Source organism: Flavobacterium soyae (assembly GCF_021245985.1).
Lineage (GTDB): Bacteria > Bacteroidota > Bacteroidia > Flavobacteriales > Flavobacteriaceae > Flavobacterium > Flavobacterium soyae.
Genome location: NZ_JAJQXA010000007.1, coordinates 172,206 through 192,971, shown reverse-complemented (window position 1 = coordinate 192,971; position 20,766 = coordinate 172,206). Strand labels below are relative to the sequence as shown.

Sequence of the window (20,766 nt, the reverse complement as noted above, 5' to 3'; positions counted from 1 at the left end):
AGAATTGGAATTTTAATCATTTAGATTTAATTAAAATGTCATGGGTAAAATAGGCGGATTTAAAGAATATAGCAGAGCCGACGAAAGTAATTTAGCAGTAGCAGAACGTGTTTCTAACTACAACGAATTTACTATTCCGTTAGCAAAAGATAAAGTAAAAGAACAAGGTTCAAGATGTATGGATTGTGGTATTCCATTTTGCCACAGTGGTTGTCCGTTAGGAAATTTAATTCCTGACTTCAACGACATGGTGCATCAGGAAGAATGGCAGAGTGCATTAGAGATTTTACAATCTACTAATAACTTTCCGGAATTTACAGGACGCTTATGCCCTGCTCCATGCGAAAAAGCATGTGTATTAGGAATCATCAAAGATCCGGTATCAATCGAAAACATCGAGAAAAATATTGTTGAAATTGGTTTTGCTGAAGGTTGGATTAAACCTCAGCTACCAAAAAAGAGAACAGGAAAAACAGTTGCCGTTATTGGTTCTGGACCTGCTGGTCTTGCAGCCGCTCAGCAATTAAACAGAGCTGGGCATACCGTTACAGTTTTTGAAAGAGACAATGCCATTGGAGGTTTATTACGTTACGGAATTCCAAATTTCAAATTAGAAAAAGGAATCATCGACAGACGTGTGGCTATTCTTGAAGCAGAAGGAATCACCTTCAAAACTAATGTAAACGTTGGTGTAAACTTTAGCGTAGCAGAATTAAACACTTTTGATTCTATCGTTTTATGCGGTGGAGCAACTGAAAGAAGAAGCTTGCCAACTAAAGGAATCGAAAGCAAAGGTGTTGTTCAGGCAATGGATTTCTTAACACAGCAGACTAAAGTTTTATACGGAGAATCAATTCCAGACCAAATTAAAGCTACTGGTAAAGATGTAATCGTTATTGGTGGTGGAGATACAGGTTCTGACTGTATTGGAACTTCAAACAGACACGGAGCAAAATCAGTAACTAACTTTGAGATTTTACCAAAACCTCCGGTTGGAAGAAGCGAGTCAACTCCTTGGCCTTTCTGGCCTTTGCAGTTAAAAACCTCATCTTCTCACGAAGAAGGCTGTGATAGAAACTGGTTGATCAATACAAAAGAATTCATTTCTAACGATAAAGGCGAATTAACCGGATTAAAAACAGTTGAAGTAGAATGGAAAATGACTCCGGGACAAAGACCTGAATTAATCGAAAAAGAAGGTTCTGAGAAAATCTGGCCTTGCGATTTAGCTTTATTAGCTCTTGGATTTACAGGTCCAGAGAAAACATTAAGCGAGCAATTAGGAATCGAAACTGATATAAGAAGCAATTACAAAGCTCATAATTATCAAACAAACGTTCCTCACATTTTCACTGCTGGTGATATGAGAAGAGGACAATCATTAATCGTGTGGGCTATTTCAGAAGGTCGCGAAGCAGCAAGAGAGGTAGATTTGTTCTTAATGGGCTCTACCAACCTGCCTACTAAAGGAAGAGGAGATTTACCGAGTTTATAATTTTTATAGATTCTAAGATACTGAGATGCTAAGGTTCTAAGTTTTTTTCCTTGCATTTTATTTAATCTTTATCCCAATAAACAACATAACTACTTACAAACCCTTGAATTATATTCAGGGGTTTTGTTTTTTTGCCACGAATTACACGAATTTTTATTTTCTTACCGATTTCAATTTCAAACATAGCCCGTGGTTTCAACCACGGGCTATGTTTCTAGCATTTTGCGGAAAATCTACAATTAAAAATTTGTTGAAATTCGTGTAATTCGTGGCAAAAAACCTTTGTACCTTTGGATCTCTGTTCCTTTGCACCTTTTAAATAGGTTACAGAAATTCAAAATAAGCAACTTTTTGTTTAAAATAAAACAATTTGTTACAATTTGTTATTTTTCTACAAATAATTTGCAGTTAGTTAAAAGTGTAATAACTTTGCTCAAAATGATTTAAAAAATGCAAGCAAAAGATTTACTGCAGTTAGCAGACCAATTTGGAAGTCCATTATATGTTTATGATGCCGAAAAAATCCAATCTCAGTACAATAGGTTAACTAAAGCTTTCTCTAAAGTAGAAAACTTAAGAGTTAATTACGCCATGAAGGCATTGTCAAACGTTGCGATTCTTCAGTTATTAAAGAACATCGGGTCTGGTTTAGATACTGTATCAATTCAGGAAGTTTTATTGGGACTTCATGCTGGCTATGATCCTGACAAAATTTTCTTTACACCAAACGGCGTTTCTCTTGAAGAAATCGAAGAAGTTGCCGCAATGGGTGTACAAATCAATATTGATAACTTATCTATTCTGGAGCAATTCGGAACAAAATATCCACAAATTCCGGTATGTATCCGTATCAATCCACACGTAATGGCGGGAGGAAATGCTAATATTTCTGTTGGACATATCGATAGTAAATTCGGAATCTCTGTACATCAAATTCCACATATATTGCGAATTGTAGAGAATACAAAAATGAGCATCGTAGGGATTCACATGCACACAGGATCTGATATTTTAGATATCGAAGTATTCTTATATGCTGCCGAAATTTTGTTCGATACCGCTAAACACTTTAAAGATTTAGAGTTTTTAGATTTCGGAAGCGGATTCAAAGTTCCTTACAAAAAAGACGATATCGAAACAGACATCGAAGAATTAGGTAAAAAATTATCAAAAAGATTCAATTCTTTCTGTGCTGAATATGGCAGAGATTTAACGCTGATTTTCGAACCAGGAAAATTTTTGGTGAGCGAAGCAGGTTTCTTCTTAGCAAAAGTAAACGTAGTAAAACAAACAACCTCAACAGTTTTCGCCGGAATCGATAGTGGTTTTAACCACTTAATTCGTCCAATGTTTTACGGTTCACAGCATTATATCGAAAACATCTCAAATCCAAAAGGAAAAGAGCGTTTTTACTCTGTTGTAGGATACATTTGCGAAACCGATACTTTTGCCAACAACCGCAAAATTTCGGAAATTACCGAAGGCGATATTTTAGCTTTCAGAAATGCCGGAGCATATTGTTTCTCAATGTCTTCGAACTACAATTCAAGATACAAACCAGCCGAAGTTCTATGGATGAACGGAAAAGGAATCTTGATTCGTGCTCACGAAACATTCGAAGATTTACTTAAAAATCAAATTCCGTTACCGCAAGAAATTGCAGCAACAGTTTAAAATAAAAAAAAAGAGAATATCACTCGAAGTCCCGTTTCTTAATTGAGGCGGGATTTTTTTATTGTAGATTTCAGTCCCAAAGCCTCAGGATAGATTTTAGATTAATGAACGTCTGTCAGGCTGAGCGAAGTCGAAGCCCAGCTAGCAGGAGAAAACTTAAAACATTAAACTCATTCTTCATAATAAGCTTCCTGAATTTTCATGATATATCCCATTACTTTTCTTTCGTGTTCACCATATTTAAATCGAATATTCAGAAAAACTCCTGCAGTAGTAGTCTCTAATCTTAATCTTCCTAAACCACCATTTAAGCCTTTTACAGTAAACTCAGTATAGGATTTTTAGGATGTAATTTTATCGTTTTCAGGTATAATAATATCATACCAAAAACCATCTTGAAGAAGTTCAATTTTAACAGCAATACCATCAATGTTATAGGCATAATCGGCCGCCACTACAGAAACAGAAACTAATTTTTGTATTTTCGGTGAACATGTAGATACAGCGTAATTTGCATTAGTCGTAATTTTTACCCCGTTATAAGGAACTATTAGCATTTCGGTTCCAATCATCTGAATTCCAAATATATTCTTTAGAGTATTCCGTTTATTTTAAAAAATTAGCTGTCAAAAATTTTCAAATTATTTTACATTTTCTAAAACAAAATTAAATGGAGCAGAATTTGGACCTGCTCCGCCTCCAGTAAGCACAATGTCTGCACTCGTAATTCCAAGCAAATTAATTTCTGTATTAATAGTAGAAATAATATCAGAATTTAATATATCACCCACTTGTATTTCAGGAGCAAGTCCAATAAAAATTCGTGGTTCAAATTCAAAATAAGCTTTTTCTCCCGGAGCCACTTTTGTTCTTATTGCCAGTGGGCTCATATTTCTATAACAGCTTACATCAATTGCACCGGTACGCCGCAAGTTAGTTACTTCGATTTCTGAAGGATTGGCTGCTTTTCTTGCCGAAACCTGAAGAACAAAATCAAATTCATTTTCGACAAACTCATACGTATTTCCGGCATCAGCAGGAACCATTGGACAAAAATTCCCGTAAGAATCAGCAGCAGTAACACCAAAATTCGGTGAATATTCAAAAGGATGATTCTCCATCACGCCACAGTTTTTAAATACTTTCCATGCAACTGCAATTTTTCCAAACTCCTGAGCTACATTTTGCTGAAAAATAACAATATTGCTGTTATTTATATCATTTGATTTGTTGATGAAATTTAATTTAATATTGTCCATTATTTAAATAATTTGGGATTAAAAATTTGCTTTTAGATGCTTTTAGCTTTTAGTTTACCGCAATCCAGAATTTATATTAAAACTTCATTCTTAAAACTGCCCTAAGATTTATCGTTCAGGTTTCTAATTTATTGACAATTTAAGGCAAAAAATCAATTAGAAACAGCGTATTTATACTTATTTTTAAACACTGCATAATTAATGCTGCAAATTCTCGATACAAGAATTATATCACTGGAATTATTTATATAACTTGCATTAAACAAAATATAAAAAATGAAACCACAAATACGAATCCTCCTTTATTCAATTCTCTTCTTTTTATATCTTACTTCGACTTCTGTTTTATTATTGCTGGGAGAAAAATTAAAAACAGATCCGTATATAACTTTGGGCTGCGGGTTTGCTTTTTTTAACCTTATTTATGCTTTTTTGGCTTTAAAATGGAAGCCTTTATTAAATATACTTTTCGCTATTGGGATTGCTGCTTTGGCTTTATTTCTGGCTTTGAAGTTTACAAACTTACATCTGCTTTTAAATTACGATCCGTATCAGGTTAAAACGGCAATATTTGCAAATGCAGTTTTTTCAATTATATTTTGGGAGATTGTTTATCAGGTGAAAATTAGAAGAGGATAAAAAACATGAAAAACCTACTTTTCTTAGTACTCTTTTTATTCTTTTTTCAAGCATCTTACTGTGATGTCGTTCCCGAAAACACACATTATTATAGAAAATGCGTCAAAATAATAAACATAGATGAGTTTCCTGATTATTCTTTTATTGGCTACATAAAGCAAGTGTCAGGAGATCACTCTACTGAATCGTATATTATAAATTCTAAAGATTGTATTCACAAAGGATATAAATTCAACATGTTTTATATCGTGGCTGCCAAGAAAAGCTATCTTTTAAATAAAAATTTAGATAATCTTAATTGGTTAGAAGATAAAAATGTTCTGAAGGCTAATATTTCCATCGGCAGTGAAGGCGGATATACCGATAATGACGATCCTATGTCATTTCTCGAAGAACATTATAAAATTGTAAAACTTACCAAAACAAGAATCATTTTATATAAAAGTACCGAATTACTGGAATATAGTAATGGAGAACCGTTTTCGGTAAAAGAATATGCATATGAAGAACAAAGCAAAAGCGATGTTTATCCTTTTAAAAATGACGACAGAGTAATTGAAATTTATCCCAACACTAAAATATTTCATTTTTTACTCGCATTTCTGGTTACAATTTTCATCGAAACCCTTATTTTATTTCTTCTATTTAAAACCAGATACAAGAAACTAAACATAACAAATAAGTTGTTGTTAATTACAGGATTTATAACTTCATTTTCAACTTTACCTTACGTTTGGTTTGTTTTTCCTGCCTTTATAACATCTCGATTTCCTTATATCGCATTTAGCGAATGTTTTGCAATACTTATTGAATCGGTTATAATCTATAAATTATTAAAAATAGACTATAAAAAAGCGTTTTTAGTTTCTATAATCTGTAATGTAATTTCATTTTCAATCGGACTGCTTATCAATTGGAATAATGTTTATGATATTATTGTGAATTTTATAAACTCTTAAATGTATATCAAACTAAAACCATAAAAAACTTAACCTAAATCAAATTAAAAACCTATGAAAATTACGATTCCCCTATCGGCATTATTCTTATTATTTACGGCAAATGTATTCAGTCAGACACTTGCAGATTTAAAACTAAAAACCAAAGAAGTTCCCAAAGGTTATACTCCTAACGACGGTCAGATCTGTGTTACTCCCCAGGCTTGCAATTTTTATACTGATATCGAAACGTACAGCAACATTGTTGGAACCGTAAAAAGCAAACAAATTCAAAGTTTTAAAAATAGAGCAGACAGCGGATCTATTATGTATTTTGAATTTGATCACGTATTTAAAGGCGATCGATTTCTGCAAGGACTTTTATGGGGAAAAGACGGTCAGCCAACGGATGAACATCCGGAAGAATATCTGGCAAAAGGAAAATTTCTAATCATCTGGAGTTTTCATCCTGACAGTCCCATTAAGGAAAAATCTGAAGCCAAAATAGAGGCAATTTTGAATAAATAAATTGTTTTTAATCAGGAAACGAAATTTGTTTGATTTCTTATGAAAACTATTGTTCTGGCTTAGCCCCGACAGAGCCGATATCCTCGTAATGGAATGGAGAGATAAAGGCGAAAGCGGGACTAAAGGTTATAACGAAAAACAGAATTCCCTGCTTCTAAAAAATTTTAAAAAGGCATAGTTGTTGAAAGCTAAAAAAGATATATTTACACCTTCAAAAATGAATACCATGCAAAAAATTACTTTTTTATTTTCTATATTATTTTTAGCCTTTTCTTCATGCGGCGTTAAGACAACTCAAGCTTTAATAAGCGATGGTAATTACGACGGTGCAATTGATCGTGCTGTAGAAGCTTTGAGAACCAATAAGGATTCTAAAGGAAAACAAGATTATGTGTATTTGCTTGAAGAAGCCTTTGCAAAAGCAAAAGACAGGGATTTGCGCAATCTTGATATGATGTCAAAAGAAGCCAATCCGGCAAATGCCGAACGTATTTACAATACGTATTTACAACTGAATAATCGTCAGGAAAAAATCAGGCCTTTATTGCCCCTGCCCTTATTGAAACAGGGAAAAAATGCCAATTTTCCGTTTGATAATTATTCAAGCCAAATTGTAAGCAGTAAAAATGCACTTTCAAAATATTTATACGAAAATGCCTCGGCACTTTTAAAATCAAACAATAAACTGGATTTTAGAAAAGCGTATGATGATTTTTATTATCTGGAAAGCATAAACCCAAATTACAAAAACACCAAAAAGCTGATGGACGACGCTCAGTTTAAAGGAACTGATTTTGTGGATGTTTATGCTAAAAACGAAACAAATATGGTGATTCCGAAGCTGCTTCAGGATGATTTATTAGATTTTAAAACTTACGGACTCGACGATAAATGGACGGTTTACCATAATGCGAGACAAAAAAATGTAAATTATGATTACAGTCTGATTATCAATTTCAGACAAATCGCTATTTCTCCGGAACAGATTAAAGAGAAAGAATTTATTAAAGAAAGACAGGTTAAGGATGGTGTAAAAACACTTCTTGACAATCGCGGAAGACCTGTAAAAGATAGTTTAGGAAGAGAAATAAAAGTAGACAATTACAGAATGCTTCGTGCTAATATTTATGAGTTCAGACAATTTAAATCTTGTCAGGTAACGGCAAAAGTAGATTATGTTGATTTAAAAACGAATCAGCTGCTGCAGACTTTTCCCGTAAGCAGTGAGTATATTTTTGAAAATATTTATTCGACTTATAAAGGTGATCGAAATGCCTGCGATGATAGTTACGTTTCGTATTTTAATAAACGTGCCGTTCCGTTTCCAAACAACGAGCAAATGGTTTATGATACGGGCGAAGACCTGAAAGCTAAATTGAAAGATATTATTGTTCGAAATAAATTTAGAGGATAGCACTAATTTGCATTCAAAAATTATTTAAGATCAATTTTGAACATTTTTCCTTTAAACCAAAAACCATGAAAAAACTCATAACGTATCAAATTGATTCTTTTACAAAAGAAAAATTTAAAGGAAATCCTGCGGGAGTAGTTGTAAATGCAGACGGATTAAAGGATTATGAAATGCAGCAGATTGCGAGAGAATTAAATAATTCTGAAACGGCCTTTCTATTCTCTCCGGACGATAATGACTGTGATGGTGTAATACGATATTTTACGCCAAGTATAGAAGTCCCAATCTGCGGTCACGCTACAATTGCCGCAATGTATGCCAAGGCTCTTGAAGACAACTTAGATTCATGTGTATTAAAAATGAAAACTAAAGTTGGCATTCTTCCTTTTGAGATCATTAAGGAAAATGGAGATTATCAAATTGTAATGACTCAGGGAAATTTTGAAGTCAGTCCCGCATTTGATGACGATACAGCCAAAAAAATGATAGACGCATTAGGACTGGACAATACTGATATTGATGAAAACTGCCCAATTCAGATTGCTTCTACAGGACATTCAAAGGTTATGATTGGGATTAAAAGCAGAGCGAAACTTAATGCTTTGTTACCAAAATATAATGATTTAGCCGATTTAAGTAAACAGATTAATTGTAACGGTTATTTTGTCTTTACGTTTGATTCTGACAGCAAAGACATCTTAACTTATGGCAGAATGTTTGCTCCTGCAATTGGCATAAACGAAGATCCTGTTACCGGTAATGCAAATGGACCGCTGGGTGGTTATTTAGTACAAAACAAGATTGTTGATTTTAAAAATGACTTATTTGAATTCAACGGAAAACAAGGAGAGAAAATAGACCGGCTTGGTATCGTAAAAGTTAGGGTTACGATTCAAAACGATAAACCTGATTTGATTCAAATAAAAGGTGATGCCGTTGTTGTATTCAAAACCGAAATAGAAATTTAAGAACATCTTCCTATTTACAGCACTTAGAAACGTATAGTAATACGTTTCCACTCCAATCAAACAAAACATTTCTATAAAAAAATCGCAAAAACATTTTGCGCAACCAAAAAGTTGCTTATATTTGCAACTGATTAGTTGCGTAATTTGTATTTAAAAATGAAACGAGATATTTTTCAGGCGATTGCCGATCCTACTCGAAGAGCGATTTTAGTTTTAATTTCTGCCAATGCATTAACACCAAATGCAATTGCAGAGCAATTTAATACTACCAGACAAGCAGTTTCGAAGCATATTAAAATTCTAAACGAATGTGAATTACTCGACGAGAAAAAAGTAGGCCGGGAAATTTATTATCAGCTAAAAATTGAAAAAATGAAAGAAGTTGACCAGTGGCTCGAACAATTCAAAAAAATATGGGAAAGCCGTTTTAGTCAGCTGGATCAAGTATTAATTAATCTAAAATCTAAAGAAAATGAAATCTAATCTATTAATGAATTTTACTGTAGACAAAGAAAATAAAACCGTAAACATAAAACGCGAGTTCGACGCATCTTTATCAAATGTGTGGTCAGCCTGGACAGAACCGGAAATTTTAGACCAATGGTGGGCACCAGCTCCGTTTAAATCTAAAACAACAAGTATGGAATTTAAAGAAGGCGGAAAAAGACTATATGCCATGGTTAGCCCGGAAGGCGATGAACGCTGGAGTTTTTTTGAATACACCTCGATTTCTCCAAAAACAAACTTTAAACATTCTTCAACTTTTTGCGATGCCGAAGGAAATCCAAATTCAATTTTCGGCAGTTCATATTGGGATTTAACCTTTTCTGAAAAAGGCGATTTAACAGTTGTTGATATTGCAATTAAACGAGACAGCCTGGAAGAATTAGAAAAAATAATCGAAATGGGCTTTAAAGAAGGAATTACTGCTACAATGCAAAGTTTGGATAAAATCTTTGAAGCACGAAAATAGAAATAGTTTCAATAAAGTAATAATGAATTTAAAATCTAAAGAATATGAAATCAAATCTTTTAATGAATTTTACTGTAGACAAAGAAAATAGTACTGTAAATGTAAAACGTGAGTTTGATGCATCATTAGCAAACGTTTGGTCTGCATGGACAGAACCTGAAATTTTAGATCAATGGTGGGCGCCTGCTCCATGGAAATCCAGAACAAAAAACATGGATTTTAAAGAAGGCGGACGCAGATTATACGCAATGGTTGGCCCGCAAGGTGAAGAACATTGGGCAATTGCTGATTTTACTTCGATTAGTCCAAAAACCAACTTTAAATATCTGGATGCTTTTAGCGACAGCGAAGGAAACTTAAATACTGATTTTCCGAGATCAAATTGGAATGTGAATTTTTCTGAGCAGGGAAATTCAACCATCGTTGATATTGCAATTAAACATGATAAATTATCAGATTTGGAGAAAATCATCGAAATGGGTTTCAAAGAAGGTTTTACAATTGCAATGGAAGGTTTAGACGATATTTTTGCCGGAAAAGCAAAATAAATCGCTGCAAATGGTATAAAAGACGAAAGCTGCAAGAAATAAAATTGTAACTTTCGTCTTTACAAATCATTTTAGTTCAATAATGAGCAAATTTTTTACCCTCACTTTTTTATTTCTTTCCTCAACACTAATTTTTAGCCAAAGCAGCAAATCTAAAACCACAGAAAAGACCAAACCTTTTGTTTTAGGGGTTATAGATGAAATTCAATCTAAGGAACTAGGCGAAAATAGAATTTTAAATATTTATCTTCCTGAAGGTTATAATCCAAAAGATCAGGAAAAATACCCGGTAATTTATTTATTGGATGGTTCTGCCGATGAAGACTTTATTCATATTTCGGGTTTAGTACAGTTTAATAGTTTTGAATGGATCAATCAGGTTCCAAAATCGATGGTTGTAGGTATTGCAACTGTCGATAGAAGAAGGGATTTCACTTTCCCCACAACTATTGAAAATGATAAAAACCGATTTCCAACAACTGGACATTCAGATAAATTTATTGCTTTTATCGAAAAAGAATTACAGCCTTTTATTGATAAAAAATACAAAACAAACAATTCTAAAACGATTATTGGCCAATCTTTGGGCGGATTACTGGAAACAGAAATCTTATTTAAAAAACCATCTCTTTTTAATAAATATGTAATTGTAAGCCCGAGTTTATGGTGGGACAATGGTTCTGTTTTAAATCAGGACTCTGAAATTTTTCAGGAAAACTTCAATCAGCAGACAGAGATTTACATTGCTGTAGGTAAAGAAGGACTTACTCCAACCCAAGTTCCGCGAGTTATGGAAGTTGATGCTAATTTACTGGCCGATAAAATAAAAGCTTCAAAAAGTAAAAACATCAAAGTCTATTTTGATTATTTCCCTGCAGAAAACCACGGTACAATTTTACATCCGGCAGTTTCGAATTCTTTTAAATTCTTTTATCCAAAAAGCAAAGAATAAAATGAAGTTTCCAACTACACCTGAAGATTTAAAAAATGAACTATTTAATTCCGTGGATAAAATAAATCTGGTTGGAGATTTGCGCATTCGTCAATTGATTCAAATTCTGCCAAAGGTCAATAACAAAGTAATTATTGAGGGTATTATTCAGATTTTTGAAAATGAAAAAAGAATTGATTCTGTTTATACAGATCAAAAATATGCCGGGATAATTCTGAAAAAAATAAATCCAAAAACAGAAGAAAGCGCGGCTTCAATCCTCAGTAGAATATTAAAAAACTGGAATAGAAGTGTAGAAGAATTACCTTTCTGGCTTAAAGATAATTACGGAATTGAAACCATTAAACAAGTATTTTCTGAATTGGAAAAAACTAATTTAACTGCATTAGAATCAGAAAAACTAAAAACAATGAAATGGTTCTTAGGGATTAAATCTTAGAAATAATATTCTTAATTTAGTTTAAAATTTTAATCATGACACCAAATAAACAAACCGTAAACGAATACATGGCCGCTTTTAGAGTAAGCGATCATGACAGAGTTCTTGCTTGCCTTACAGATGATGTAATTTGGGAAATGCCCGGAATTTATCAGCATGTGGGTAAAGAAGCATTTGATAAGGAAATCGAAAATGACAATTTTGTAGGCAGTCCAACGATTCAGATTATAAAATTAATTGAAGAAAATGATATCGTAATTGCCGAAGGCGCCGTTCAGGGAAATATGAAAAACGGAAATAAACTCGATGCCGTTTTTTGTGATGTTTTTGAAATGAAAAATGGAAAAATTAAAAAGCTTACCTCCTATTTAATGTCTAAAAATGCCAATTTAAAATTTGAGTAATCCGGTATTCAAATCTTAAAAAATATTGCTGGCGAATTACAGCCCAAGACAGGAACAGTTTACAAAGCCGATTCTAAAACAATTTATATCGATCAGGATTATTCGCTTATTGAAAATCAAATTTTGGTTTATGAACAAGCTCAGAAATTTAATGTTTCTGGCTTGCAGGAACATGATATAAAAATGAAGCTGAATAAATTTCTGTTTTCGCAAAATGACTAGAACAAACCTTGTTTCGCTTTAAGCGGAGGAGAAAAAATGCGTTTAATGCTTTGCTGTTTAACGATTAATAATCAGACTCCGGATATTATCATTCTTGATGAACCAACAAACAATCTTGATATTCAAAATATCGAAATTCTGACTGCTGCAATTAATGAATATAAAGGAACTTTAATTGTGGTTTCGCATGATGTTCTTTTTTTGGAAGAAATCCATATTGAGGATTTTATTGAGTTGAATTAAATTTTTTGTCATTTCGAGGTACGAGAAATCGCACTAGAAACTCGACAACAGTGCGTGCGATTCCTCGTTCCTCGGAATGACAATACTTTGTGTTCAATACATTTACAATCTAAAATCTAAAATCCGAAATCTAAAATCATCCAAGCCATCCCTCACGGTCCAAACTTCGATATTGAATAGCCTCCGCAATATGCTGCGAAATCACAACTGGAGCATTATCTAAATCCGCAATAGTTCTGGCAACTTTCAAAATCCTGTCATATGCTCTTGCAGAAAGGTTTAAACGTTCCATGGCATTTTTTAAAAGTTCTTTTGATTGTTCATCTAATGCACAATATTCGCGAATTAACTTGCTGCTCATTTGTGCATTGTAATGGATATTTTCGACCTCCTCAAAACGTTTCGTTTGGATTTCGCGCGCAGCAGTTACACGTTTACGAATTTCTACACTGCTTTCGGCTTTGCGGTCGTCTGCCAGTTTATCAAACGGAACCGGAGTAACTTCGATATGAATATCAATTCGATCTAAAAGCGGACCCGAAATTTTACTCATATAGCGTTGCATTTCGTGCGGCGATGAAGTATTGGGCATACTTGGATCGTTAAAAAAACCACTCGGACTTGGGTTCATACTTGCCACAAGCATAAATGATGACGGATATGTAACCGTAAATTTAGCTCTCGAAATAGTTACTTCTCGATCTTCAAGCGGCTGACGCATTACTTCTAAAACATCTCGTTTAAATTCCGGCAATTCATCTAAAAACAAAACGCCATTGTGCGCCATTGAAATTTCACCCGGCTGTGGATAACTTCCGCCGCCAACTAAAGCAACATTTGAAATAGTATGATGCGGACTTCTAAACGGGCGCTGATTCATCAACCCAACTTCTTTTAATTTTCCGGCAACACTATGAATTTTAGTGGTTTCAAGCGCTTCGCGCAAAGTCATTGGCGGTAAAATACTTGGAACACGTTTGGCGAGCATTGTTTTTCCGGCTCCGGGCGGACCAATTAAAATAATATTATGTCCGCCTGCTGCCGCGATTTCCATACAGCGTTTTATACTTTCCTGTCCGCGAACATCTGAGAAATCAAATTCTGGAAAATCCAGCGTTTTGTAAAATTCAGCTCTTGTATCAATTAAAGTTGGTTCAAGAATCCCTTTTCCAGCAAAAAAATCAATAATTTCCTGCAGATTCGAAACGCCGTAAACATCTAAACCGGCAACAATTGCAGCTTCTTTTACATTTTGAATAGGCAGAAAAAAACCTTTATAACCTTCTTCTTTTGCTTTTATGGCAATGGGCAAAGCACCGCGAATAGGCTGTAAACTTCCGTCAAGAGAAAGTTCACCCATAATAATATATTGTTCAATTTCCAGTGCTTTTATCTGATCTGAACCTACTAAAATTCCCATTGCAAGAGGCAGATCATAAGCCGAACCTTCTTTTCGAAGGTCGGCAGGTGCCATATTTATGGTGATTTTTTTTCCGGGAAAACTTAAATTATTATTTTTGAGAGCTGCCGCTATTCGATAACTGCTTTCTTTAATGGCATTATCCGGAAGACCAACTAAATGATAACCAATACCTTTATCCATATGAACCTCGATCGTAATCGTTGTGGCTTCAACTCCAAAAACAGCACTTCCGTAAACTTTTACTAACATAATATTCCTTTCATTAATTGTTTTTAAAACTAATGAAAAAAAATATTAAATGTAAATATTTTATTACAAATAAAAAGCTCTAAAATGGAAGCTTAATTTGGTTTTTAATTTCTTCAACCATTCCACTCAAATCCAAACTATTTTGATGTGACCAAAGTTTACTTTCGATTTGATTATTTCTGACACAATTATTACACTCAATTATTTCATGTGCATATCCTTTCCCTAAAGTTGGCAAATTATAAACAACTTCTTGTTCATTTTTAAAAACAGAATATCCATCAGCCATAAACCACGGTGAATTTAATTCGATTCGGCCTTTTGTTCCACCGATAATAGCTTTCATATCAGATTCTGAAACTATAGAAGAATGTAAAACTGCCTGCGCTTTATCATACTGCAAAATCATTGAAGTTTGTAAATCAATTCCATTTTTATGATAAAGAGCTTTTGCCATTATCTCTTTCGGAATTCCGAATACTATATAGGAGAGAAATAATGGATAAACGCCAATATCAAATAATGCGCCGCCGCCTCGGTTTTTATCAAAAAGTCTGCTTCTTTTTACATCATTTCCTATAAAAGCAAAATCGGCTTTTATGTAATTGGGTTCGCCAATAATTTCACTTTCAACTTTTGCCAAAACATCCTGAACAGCCGGAATAAAACGTGTCCAGAAAGCTTCCATAAAAAATTTATTATGTTTTTTAGAAGCCTCAATCATACGCTCTGCATCTTTATAAGAAAGTGCAATTGGTTTTTCGCATAAAACATGTTTACCGCTTTCAAGTGCTTTTATAGACAATTCGGCATGCGAATCGTGAGGCGTTGCTATATAAACAATATCAACTTCCTGATCTGCAAAAAGAGCTTCATAAGAGTCGTATGCTTTTGCTGCATTGTATTTTGCTGCAAATTCATCAGCTTTCAAAATATCCCGTGAAGCAGCGGCAAGCAAGTCTGCATCTGCTGCTAATAATAAATCTGTGGCAAATTGATGAGCAATATTTCCCAAACCAATTATTCCCCACTTTATTTTTTTATTTTTCATTCTTAAATTTTAATTATAAAAAGTGTTAAAAACATTATATTTACTTCAACAAAAAAACACAATTAGATGTTTTTAGATAACAAACAACAAGTTTAACTCAAAAAAGTGTATTAAAAAAATAGGAAAAATATTCGATTTGAAAACCAAGTAAAAAAAAACGCTGCCAAAATGTAAATTTTAAGTCTGTTTTAACAAATAGTTTTAAAATTGAGGGGGTTAAATTTAAAAATTAACAAAAATTAAACATTAGACTCTATTTTATTAGGGGGTATTAAATCATTTTATACTTTTATCAAAAATTTTAAAACTAAATAACTATGCGAAAAATTATTTTAAGTGTGATTCTTATCACTATTTTGGTACTAACCTTTATATCGAATTTCATCATCGCCGATAATCCAATTCCGGCAGAAGCTGTAAAGTTTGATACAGGAGATACGGCTTGGATGATCGTTGCAACTGCTTTTGTATTGTTAATGACTCCGGGATTAGGATTTTTCTACGGAGGTATGGTAGGTAAGAAAAACGTTATCAGTACTATGCTTCAAAGTTTTATGGCAATGGTAATTGTTACAATTTTATGGGTTGTTGTTGCTTTTGGATTAGCTTTTGGCCCTACAATTGGAGGAATTATCGGAAATCCATCTACTAATTTATTCTTTGAAGGTGTTGGAACAAGTACAGCATGGAGCCTTGCACCAACAATTCCGTTTATGTTATTCGCATTATTTCAAGCAAAATTCGCCATCATTACTCCTGCATTAATTACAGGTGCATTTGCAGAACGTGTACGTTTCTGGGCTTATTTATTGTTCATGGTTTTATTCATTATATTTATATATTCACCTTTATGTCACATGACTTGGCATCCTGATGGAGTTTTCTTTAAAATGGGAGTTCTTGACTTCGCTGGTGGAACTGTTGTACACATGAGTGCTGGATGGGCTGCATTAGCCGGAGCAATCTTTTTAGGAAAAAGAAAAATTCAAAAAGTTAACCCTGCGAGAATTACTTATGTATTATTAGGAACAGGTTTACTATGGTTTGGATGGTTTGGTTTTAACGCAGGATCTGCATTAGGATCAAATGGTTTAGCTGTACAGGCTTTAGGAACTACTACAGTTGCTGCTGCCGCTGCTGCAATGGCTTGGGTTTTCCTTGATAAAATTTTAGGACACAAATTATCTGCACTTGGAGCTTGTATTGGAGCTGTTGTAGGTCTTGTTGCAATTACGCCTGCAGCAGGTTTCGTTAGTATTTCTCACGCAATCTTCATTGGTTCATTTGCTGCAATTGTAAGTAACCTTGTAGTAAGCAAATTCCCTAAAGGAAAAATCGACGATGCTCTGGATGTATTTGCTTGTCACGGTGTAGGTGGTATGGTAGGTATGTTATTAACTGGAGTTTTTGCTTCAAAAGCTATTAACCCTGTTGTTGGAGATAATCAAGGTTTAATCTTCGGAACTCCAACTTTATTTATCAACCAATTAACTGCTTTAGTTATAGTTTCAATCTTCGCTTTTGTAGGTTCTTATATTTTATTCTTCATTGTAAATAAAATTACTCCTCTAAGAGTTACTGAAGAAAAAGAAGAATTAGGTTTAGATATCTCTCAACACGGAGAATTCTTATAAGAAATTAATTTTTATATACTACTTGCTGATAAAAAAAGCACTCTATATATTTTAGAGTGCTTTTTTGTTTGAATTAACCTTTTAAATATTTTAGATTAAAGCTTCATATCGACAAATATCTAAAGACAAACTTCTTAAAACATAGCCCGGGTTTCAACCACGGGACGCATAGAATAGAGGTTTGATATTGATTACGTTCCCGTGGTTGAAACCCGGGCTATGTTTTTGAAGGTGCTGATATTTTGAATCACCAGCAATTAAAAATTAGAATATCTCTTCATTCATAACTCACAATTCATAACTTACTTAAAGTTCGCTATTCCTTCTTTTAACCACTTCAAATATTCTGCAGCACTTACATAACTAATTGTTGGTTTAGAAGTGTGCAGATTATTACCTTCTAAGTCAGTAATTACATATAAAGGCTGTGTATTGGTTTTATATTTAGAGATCATAAAATCTGTCCATTTATCGCCAACTGTAATGATTTTGTCTCCGGCAGCGGTTACAAATTGCTCTTCTTTTGGCAATTCGCGTTTATCATCAACATAAAGAGAAATCAAAACAACATCATTTTTTAAGATTGGTAAAATCGTTGGTTCAGACCAAACATTGTTTTCCATTTTTCTGCAGTTTACGCAGGCATAACCTGTAAAATCAAGCATGATTGGTTTATGGATTTCTTTTGCATACGCTAATCCGTCTTCGTAATCGTGGAAAACCATAATACCATGCGGGCCTAATTCTGCTCCTTCAGGAAGTCCTTTTACATCAGTACTCAAACCTGAATTACCAGATCCTCCTACTCCAAACGGGCTTTCGCTATATTGCGGCGGCGGCGGAAATGCGCTGATTAATTTCAATGGTGCTCCCCAAAGTCCGGGAATTAAATACATTGTAAATACTAAAGTAAGTAATCCTAAATACAATCTTCCAACAGAAATATGCTGTAACGGACTATCATGAGGCAAAGTAATTTTTCCGAATAAATATAAAGTCAATGCAGCAAAAATAGCAATCCAAATTGCAATGAAAACTTCTCTTTCTAAGAAATGCAATTGTAAAACTAAATCGGCATTTGATAAAAATTTAAATGCCAATGCTAATTCTAAAAATCCTAGAACAACTTTTACAGTGTTTAACCATCCGCCAGATTTTGGTAATGAATTCAACCAGCCCGGGAACATAGCAAACAACATAAATGGTAAAGCTAATGCCGATGAAAATCCTAACATTCCAACAATTGGAGCAATTCCTCCATTTGAAGCCGCTTCAACCAATAAAGTTCCAACAATTGGCCCAGTACATGAAAATGATACAATTGCCAAAGCCAAAGCCATGAATAATATTCCAATTATTCCACCTTTATCTGCCTGCTGGTCTGCTTTATTTGCCCATGAATTTGGAAGCATGATTTCGAAAGCTCCTAAAAATGAAGTAGCAAAAATGATTAAGATCACAAAGAAAATAAGGTTAAACCAAACATCTGTCGACAATGCATTTAAGGCATCGGCACCAAATATTTTAGTAACAATAAGCCCTAAAATTACATAAATAGCGATAATAGAAAGTCCGTAAATAATAGCATTTCTAATTCCTTTTGCCCTGCTTTTGCTTTGTTTTGTAAAGAAACTTACTGTCATAGGAATCATCGGAAATACACAAGGTGTCAGCAAGGCTGCAAATCCTGATAAAAACGCAATAAAAAAGATTGACCACAAACTTCTGGCTGGTGCCGGAGCAGGAATTTCTTCATTTATCTCTTTTTCAGTTTCTGCTTTTACTGTTTGATCTTTCGTTACTTCTGCTTCTTTTTTAACGGTATCAATTGCTAAACCAGTTCTTTTAGTTTCGTCTAATTGTGCTGGTGCTATAACCGGAACTTCATCCATTTTAAAGGTTGAAGGAACTGTAATAGAAAATTTCTTATTTGAATTGATACAAACTTCTTTACAAACCTGAAAATCAAAATCTACATCAACCGTTTTTAGATTCGGGTTAATAATTTTAATTTCCTGCTCGATATGCGCTTTTCCTTCAAAGAAAGTTTCATTTACACCAAAAACATCATTAAAAGCAGTTCTGGTTTTACCTTCTTTGGCTTTGCCAATTAATTCATAGTTTCCTTTTTGATTTTTAAAGACTATTTCTAATGCAAGCGGTCCGCCTTCTGGAGTGAATTGCGAATACATATGCCAGTCTTTTTCAATCGTACCGTCAAAAATTAAAACGGCATTATTTCCTTTTTTTTCAATTTTAGAATTCCATTTTACAGGCTCTAAAATTTGAGCATTACCCGCCAAAGCAAAAAAGAAAAACAGAAAAAAGACAGTGATTTTATTCCAGATATTTTTAGCAAATATCATTTGATGGTTTTGATTAAAGTTCATTATTGCAATTCTATTTTAAGTATTTTATTTGTGGTGTTTTTTATTCTAAAACGTTCATCCTGCCTAATTCCAACAACCCATACGATTTGATTATCAGATGTTAAAATCCATGTTTTTTCCTTTTCGATCAGTGATAGTTTTTCGTCTTTAAAAAGTTTGCTCACTTTTTTAGACTTTCCGTTCATTCCAAAAGGCTGAAAAACATCTCCTTCATTCCATCTGCGCAAAACCAAAGGAAACCCGATTTTTTCGGCGTCCACAAATATAGTTCTATTTGAATCTATACTTATGTGATCAACGTTACAAAGTCTCAATTTTAAGGGAAAATTAACTTCTGTATCATTCGCATCGATTTGAAATTCTTCTTTTTCAGATATTTCTAAAATCGGGCTTAAAATCAATGTTTCCCGATTTTTCAGCAATCTAAATTCTTCCGAAAGAACCTGTTTTCCTGATTGTCCATCAACTAAATCATAAATATCGTTCCACGCCGAAAAGCCAAATTCATTCAGCCATTGGTACAAATACGATTTATAATTCGAAAGTTTTTTTAGCTGATTCAAATCAAAATAAATATCCTCTCCAACTTCTTTTGCAGCCTGCTGATAAATCATAATCGACGCATCTTCAACCATAACCTGCGATTCCTGCAAATACGATTGTGTTTTTTGAAATGCGTTTAAAAAATTGGGATTGATTTCTTTAAGAATGGGAACTAAATCGTGGCGAATTTTATTTCGCAAATATTTATTAGATGCATTGCTGCTGTCTTCTCTCCATTTTATATTATTTTCTTCGGCATATTTCAGAATTTCTTCTCTTGAAAATGGCAGAAGCGGACGTATTATTTTATCATTTTCTTCTGGAATTCCGGTTAATCCTTCTAATCCTGTTCCGCGGGTTAGATTAATAATAAAAGTTTCCAGATTATCATCTGCATGATGCGCTGTTAATATATAATCGAATTTTTTTTCTTTCAGAAGTTCATAAAACCAATTGTAACGAAGTTCCCGCGCGGCAACCTGAGTAGAAAGTTTATAATCTTTTGCAAAAGCTTCGGTATCAAACTGCGTTATAAAAACGGGAATATTATTTTGATCGCAATATTCCTGAATAAAATTCTGATCTCCGAAACTTTCTAAACCGCGAAGCTGGAAATTGCAATGCAAAACAGCAATTTCATACGGCAATTGTTTCAATAAATGTAGTAAAACCATACTGTCTAAGCCCCCGCTAACAGCAAGAAAAAGCTTTTTCTCGACTAAAAATGGAAATCTGGATGCGATATGATTTTGAAATTTTGAAAGCATTTGATAAAAGTAA

Annotated in this window: 21 protein-coding genes and 1 pseudogene; 15 read left to right on the top strand and 7 right to left on the bottom strand. The window is 33.7% G+C overall.

Annotated features, from left to right (window positions below; genetic code table 11):
• Positions 1–40 precede the first annotated feature (40 nt).
• The gene (locus LUU93_RS11270) at positions 41–1,495 is read left to right on the top strand and encodes a glutamate synthase subunit beta (RefSeq protein ID WP_232681189.1); all 1,455 of its coding nucleotides are present in this window, start codon (positions 41–43) and stop codon (positions 1,493–1,495) included.
• A gap of 61 nt (positions 1,496–1,556) precedes the next feature.
• Here the strand turns inward: LUU93_RS11270 and LUU93_RS21715 are convergent, their stop codons facing one another.
• Complete coding sequence (locus LUU93_RS21715) at positions 1,557–1,679, bottom strand: hypothetical protein (protein WP_255669461.1); 123 nt, start codon at positions 1,677–1,679, stop codon at positions 1,557–1,559.
• A gap of 266 nt (positions 1,680–1,945) precedes the next feature.
• Here LUU93_RS21715 and lysA point away from each other — a divergent pair, with 266 nt between their 5' ends.
• Entirely contained in the window at positions 1,946–3,169 is a 1,224-nt protein-coding gene (lysA, locus tag LUU93_RS11265) for a diaminopimelate decarboxylase (RefSeq protein WP_232681187.1), read from the top strand.
• A 341-nt stretch (positions 3,170–3,510) separates the two neighbouring features.
• On the opposite strand, the gene LUU93_RS11260 is transcribed toward lysA, so the two are convergent.
• Positions 3,511–3,741 (bottom strand): hypothetical protein, encoded by a 231-nt coding sequence (locus tag LUU93_RS11260; RefSeq protein WP_232681186.1) that lies wholly within the window; start codon positions 3,739–3,741, stop codon positions 3,511–3,513.
• 69 nt (positions 3,742–3,810) lie between these two features.
• Positions 3,811–4,428, bottom strand: a complete 618-nt coding sequence (locus tag LUU93_RS11255; RefSeq protein ID WP_232681184.1) for a hypothetical protein — start codon at positions 4,426–4,428, stop codon at positions 3,811–3,813.
• A gap of 276 nt (positions 4,429–4,704) precedes the next feature.
• Between LUU93_RS11255 and LUU93_RS11250 the strand changes: the two genes are divergently transcribed.
• The 12 genes and pseudogenes from LUU93_RS11250 to LUU93_RS11195 form a co-directional block, all read left to right on the top strand.
• Positions 4,705–5,067, top strand: coding sequence for a hypothetical protein (locus LUU93_RS11250; RefSeq protein ID WP_232681183.1), 363 nt, complete (start codon positions 4,705–4,707; stop codon positions 5,065–5,067).
• A 5-nt stretch (positions 5,068–5,072) separates the two neighbouring features.
• Complete coding sequence (locus LUU93_RS11245; RefSeq protein ID WP_232681182.1) at positions 5,073–6,026, top strand: hypothetical protein; 954 nt, start codon at positions 5,073–5,075, stop codon at positions 6,024–6,026.
• 54 nt (positions 6,027–6,080) lie between these two features.
• Positions 6,081–6,533 carry a hypothetical protein gene (locus LUU93_RS11240; protein ID WP_232681181.1) on the top strand — a complete coding sequence of 151 codons (453 nt, stop codon included), beginning with the start codon at positions 6,081–6,083 and terminating at the stop codon, positions 6,531–6,533.
• 226 nt (positions 6,534–6,759) lie between these two features.
• Entirely contained in the window at positions 6,760–7,947 is a 1,188-nt protein-coding gene (locus tag LUU93_RS11235) for a hypothetical protein (RefSeq protein WP_232681180.1), read from the top strand.
• Between the two features lie 65 nt (positions 7,948–8,012).
• The gene (locus tag LUU93_RS11230; RefSeq protein ID WP_232681179.1) at positions 8,013–8,915 is read left to right on the top strand and encodes a PhzF family isomerase; all 903 of its coding nucleotides are present in this window, start codon (positions 8,013–8,015) and stop codon (positions 8,913–8,915) included.
• A gap of 156 nt (positions 8,916–9,071) precedes the next feature.
• A complete protein-coding gene (locus LUU93_RS11225; RefSeq protein WP_073409874.1) occupies positions 9,072–9,398 on the top strand; it encodes an ArsR/SmtB family transcription factor in 327 nt (108 codons plus the stop codon).
• Complete coding sequence (locus tag LUU93_RS11220; RefSeq protein WP_232681178.1) at positions 9,388–9,888, top strand: SRPBCC family protein; 501 nt, start codon at positions 9,388–9,390, stop codon at positions 9,886–9,888. The genes LUU93_RS11225 and LUU93_RS11220 overlap by 11 nt, the downstream gene beginning before the upstream one ends.
• Positions 9,889–9,932: 44 nt before the next feature.
• Positions 9,933–10,436: an SRPBCC family protein gene (locus LUU93_RS11215; RefSeq protein ID WP_232681177.1), complete on the top strand. Its 504-nt coding sequence runs from the start codon at positions 9,933–9,935 to the stop codon at positions 10,434–10,436.
• Between the two features lie 82 nt (positions 10,437–10,518).
• Positions 10,519–11,388, top strand: coding sequence for an alpha/beta hydrolase (locus tag LUU93_RS11210; protein ID WP_232681176.1), 870 nt, complete (start codon positions 10,519–10,521; stop codon positions 11,386–11,388).
• A 1-nt stretch (position 11,389) separates the two neighbouring features.
• Complete coding sequence (locus LUU93_RS11205) at positions 11,390–11,827, top strand: hypothetical protein (RefSeq protein ID WP_232681175.1); 438 nt, start codon at positions 11,390–11,392, stop codon at positions 11,825–11,827.
• Positions 11,828–11,862: 35 nt separating this feature from the next.
• Complete coding sequence (locus LUU93_RS11200; RefSeq protein WP_232681174.1) at positions 11,863–12,231, top strand: nuclear transport factor 2 family protein; 369 nt, start codon at positions 11,863–11,865, stop codon at positions 12,229–12,231.
• A 246-nt stretch (positions 12,232–12,477) separates the two neighbouring features.
• A pseudogene (locus LUU93_RS11195) lies at positions 12,478–12,696 on the top strand (P-loop NTPase family protein); the annotation flags it as partial.
• A 136-nt stretch (positions 12,697–12,832) separates the two neighbouring features.
• Here the strand turns inward: LUU93_RS11195 and LUU93_RS11190 are convergent.
• A complete protein-coding gene (locus tag LUU93_RS11190; RefSeq protein WP_232681171.1) occupies positions 12,833–14,368 on the bottom strand; it encodes a YifB family Mg chelatase-like AAA ATPase in 1,536 nt (511 codons plus the stop codon).
• Between the two features lie 79 nt (positions 14,369–14,447).
• Positions 14,448–15,419 carry a Gfo/Idh/MocA family protein gene (locus LUU93_RS11185; RefSeq protein WP_232681170.1) on the bottom strand — a complete coding sequence of 324 codons (972 nt, stop codon included), beginning with the start codon at positions 15,417–15,419 and terminating at the stop codon, positions 14,448–14,450.
• Positions 15,420–15,736: 317 nt separating this feature from the next.
• Here LUU93_RS11185 and LUU93_RS11180 point away from each other — a divergent pair, with 317 nt between their 5' ends.
• Positions 15,737–17,053 (top strand): ammonium transporter, encoded by a 1,317-nt coding sequence (locus LUU93_RS11180; protein ID WP_232681169.1) that lies wholly within the window; start codon positions 15,737–15,739, stop codon positions 17,051–17,053.
• A 302-nt stretch (positions 17,054–17,355) separates the two neighbouring features.
• Here LUU93_RS11180 and LUU93_RS11175 read toward each other — a convergent pair whose 3' ends face one another.
• Both LUU93_RS11175 and tilS read right to left on the bottom strand, forming a co-directional pair.
• Positions 17,356–19,443, bottom strand: a complete 2,088-nt coding sequence (locus LUU93_RS11175; RefSeq protein ID WP_232681168.1) for a protein-disulfide reductase DsbD family protein — start codon at positions 19,441–19,443, stop codon at positions 17,356–17,358.
• The gene (tilS, locus tag LUU93_RS11170) at positions 19,443–20,753 is read right to left on the bottom strand and encodes a tRNA lysidine(34) synthetase TilS (protein WP_232681166.1); all 1,311 of its coding nucleotides are present in this window, start codon (positions 20,751–20,753) and stop codon (positions 19,443–19,445) included. Before tilS ends, LUU93_RS11175 begins: the two co-directional genes overlap by 1 nt.
• Between the last annotated feature and the right edge of the window lie 13 nt (positions 20,754–20,766).

What these genes read in the sequence shown, in the direction of transcription:
- LUU93_RS11190 (WP_232681171.1), bottom strand. Translation starts at nt 14,368, where the DNA reads ATGTTAGTAAAAGTTTACGGAAGTGCTGTTTTTGGAGTTGAAGCCACA.
- LUU93_RS11175 (WP_232681168.1), bottom strand. Translation starts at nt 19,443, where the DNA reads ATGAACTTTAATCAAAACCATCAAATGATATTTGCTAAAAATATCTGG.
- LUU93_RS11180 (WP_232681169.1), top strand. Translation starts at nt 15,737, where the DNA reads ATGCGAAAAATTATTTTAAGTGTGATTCTTATCACTATTTTGGTACTA.
- LUU93_RS11250 (WP_232681183.1), top strand. Translation starts at nt 4,705, where the DNA reads ATGAAACCACAAATACGAATCCTCCTTTATTCAATTCTCTTCTTTTTA.
- LUU93_RS11210 (WP_232681176.1), top strand. Translation starts at nt 10,519, where the DNA reads ATGAGCAAATTTTTTACCCTCACTTTTTTATTTCTTTCCTCAACACTA.
- LUU93_RS11240 (WP_232681181.1), top strand. Translation starts at nt 6,081, where the DNA reads ATGAAAATTACGATTCCCCTATCGGCATTATTCTTATTATTTACGGCA.
- LUU93_RS21715 (WP_255669461.1), bottom strand. Translation starts at nt 1,679, where the DNA reads ATGTTTGAAATTGAAATCGGTAAGAAAATAAAAATTCGTGTAATTCGT.
- LUU93_RS11225 (WP_073409874.1), top strand. Translation starts at nt 9,072, where the DNA reads ATGAAACGAGATATTTTTCAGGCGATTGCCGATCCTACTCGAAGAGCG.
- LUU93_RS11255 (WP_232681184.1), bottom strand. Translation starts at nt 4,428, where the DNA reads ATGGACAATATTAAATTAAATTTCATCAACAAATCAAATGATATAAAT.
- lysA (WP_232681187.1), top strand. Translation starts at nt 1,946, where the DNA reads ATGCAAGCAAAAGATTTACTGCAGTTAGCAGACCAATTTGGAAGTCCA.
- LUU93_RS11220 (WP_232681178.1), top strand. Translation starts at nt 9,388, where the DNA reads ATGAAATCTAATCTATTAATGAATTTTACTGTAGACAAAGAAAATAAA.
- tilS (WP_232681166.1), bottom strand. Translation starts at nt 20,753, where the DNA reads ATGCTTTCAAAATTTCAAAATCATATCGCATCCAGATTTCCATTTTTA.
- LUU93_RS11205 (WP_232681175.1), top strand. Translation starts at nt 11,390, where the DNA reads ATGAAGTTTCCAACTACACCTGAAGATTTAAAAAATGAACTATTTAAT.
- LUU93_RS11245 (WP_232681182.1), top strand. Translation starts at nt 5,073, where the DNA reads ATGAAAAACCTACTTTTCTTAGTACTCTTTTTATTCTTTTTTCAAGCA.
- LUU93_RS11215 (WP_232681177.1), top strand. Translation starts at nt 9,933, where the DNA reads ATGAAATCAAATCTTTTAATGAATTTTACTGTAGACAAAGAAAATAGT.
- LUU93_RS11260 (WP_232681186.1), bottom strand. Translation starts at nt 3,741, where the DNA reads ATGATTGGAACCGAAATGCTAATAGTTCCTTATAACGGGGTAAAAATT.
- LUU93_RS11200 (WP_232681174.1), top strand. Translation starts at nt 11,863, where the DNA reads ATGACACCAAATAAACAAACCGTAAACGAATACATGGCCGCTTTTAGA.
- LUU93_RS11185 (WP_232681170.1), bottom strand. Translation starts at nt 15,419, where the DNA reads ATGAAAAATAAAAAAATAAAGTGGGGAATAATTGGTTTGGGAAATATT.
- LUU93_RS11270 (WP_232681189.1), top strand. Translation starts at nt 41, where the DNA reads ATGGGTAAAATAGGCGGATTTAAAGAATATAGCAGAGCCGACGAAAGT.
- LUU93_RS11230 (WP_232681179.1), top strand. Translation starts at nt 8,013, where the DNA reads ATGAAAAAACTCATAACGTATCAAATTGATTCTTTTACAAAAGAAAAA.
- LUU93_RS11235 (WP_232681180.1), top strand. Translation starts at nt 6,760, where the DNA reads ATGCAAAAAATTACTTTTTTATTTTCTATATTATTTTTAGCCTTTTCT.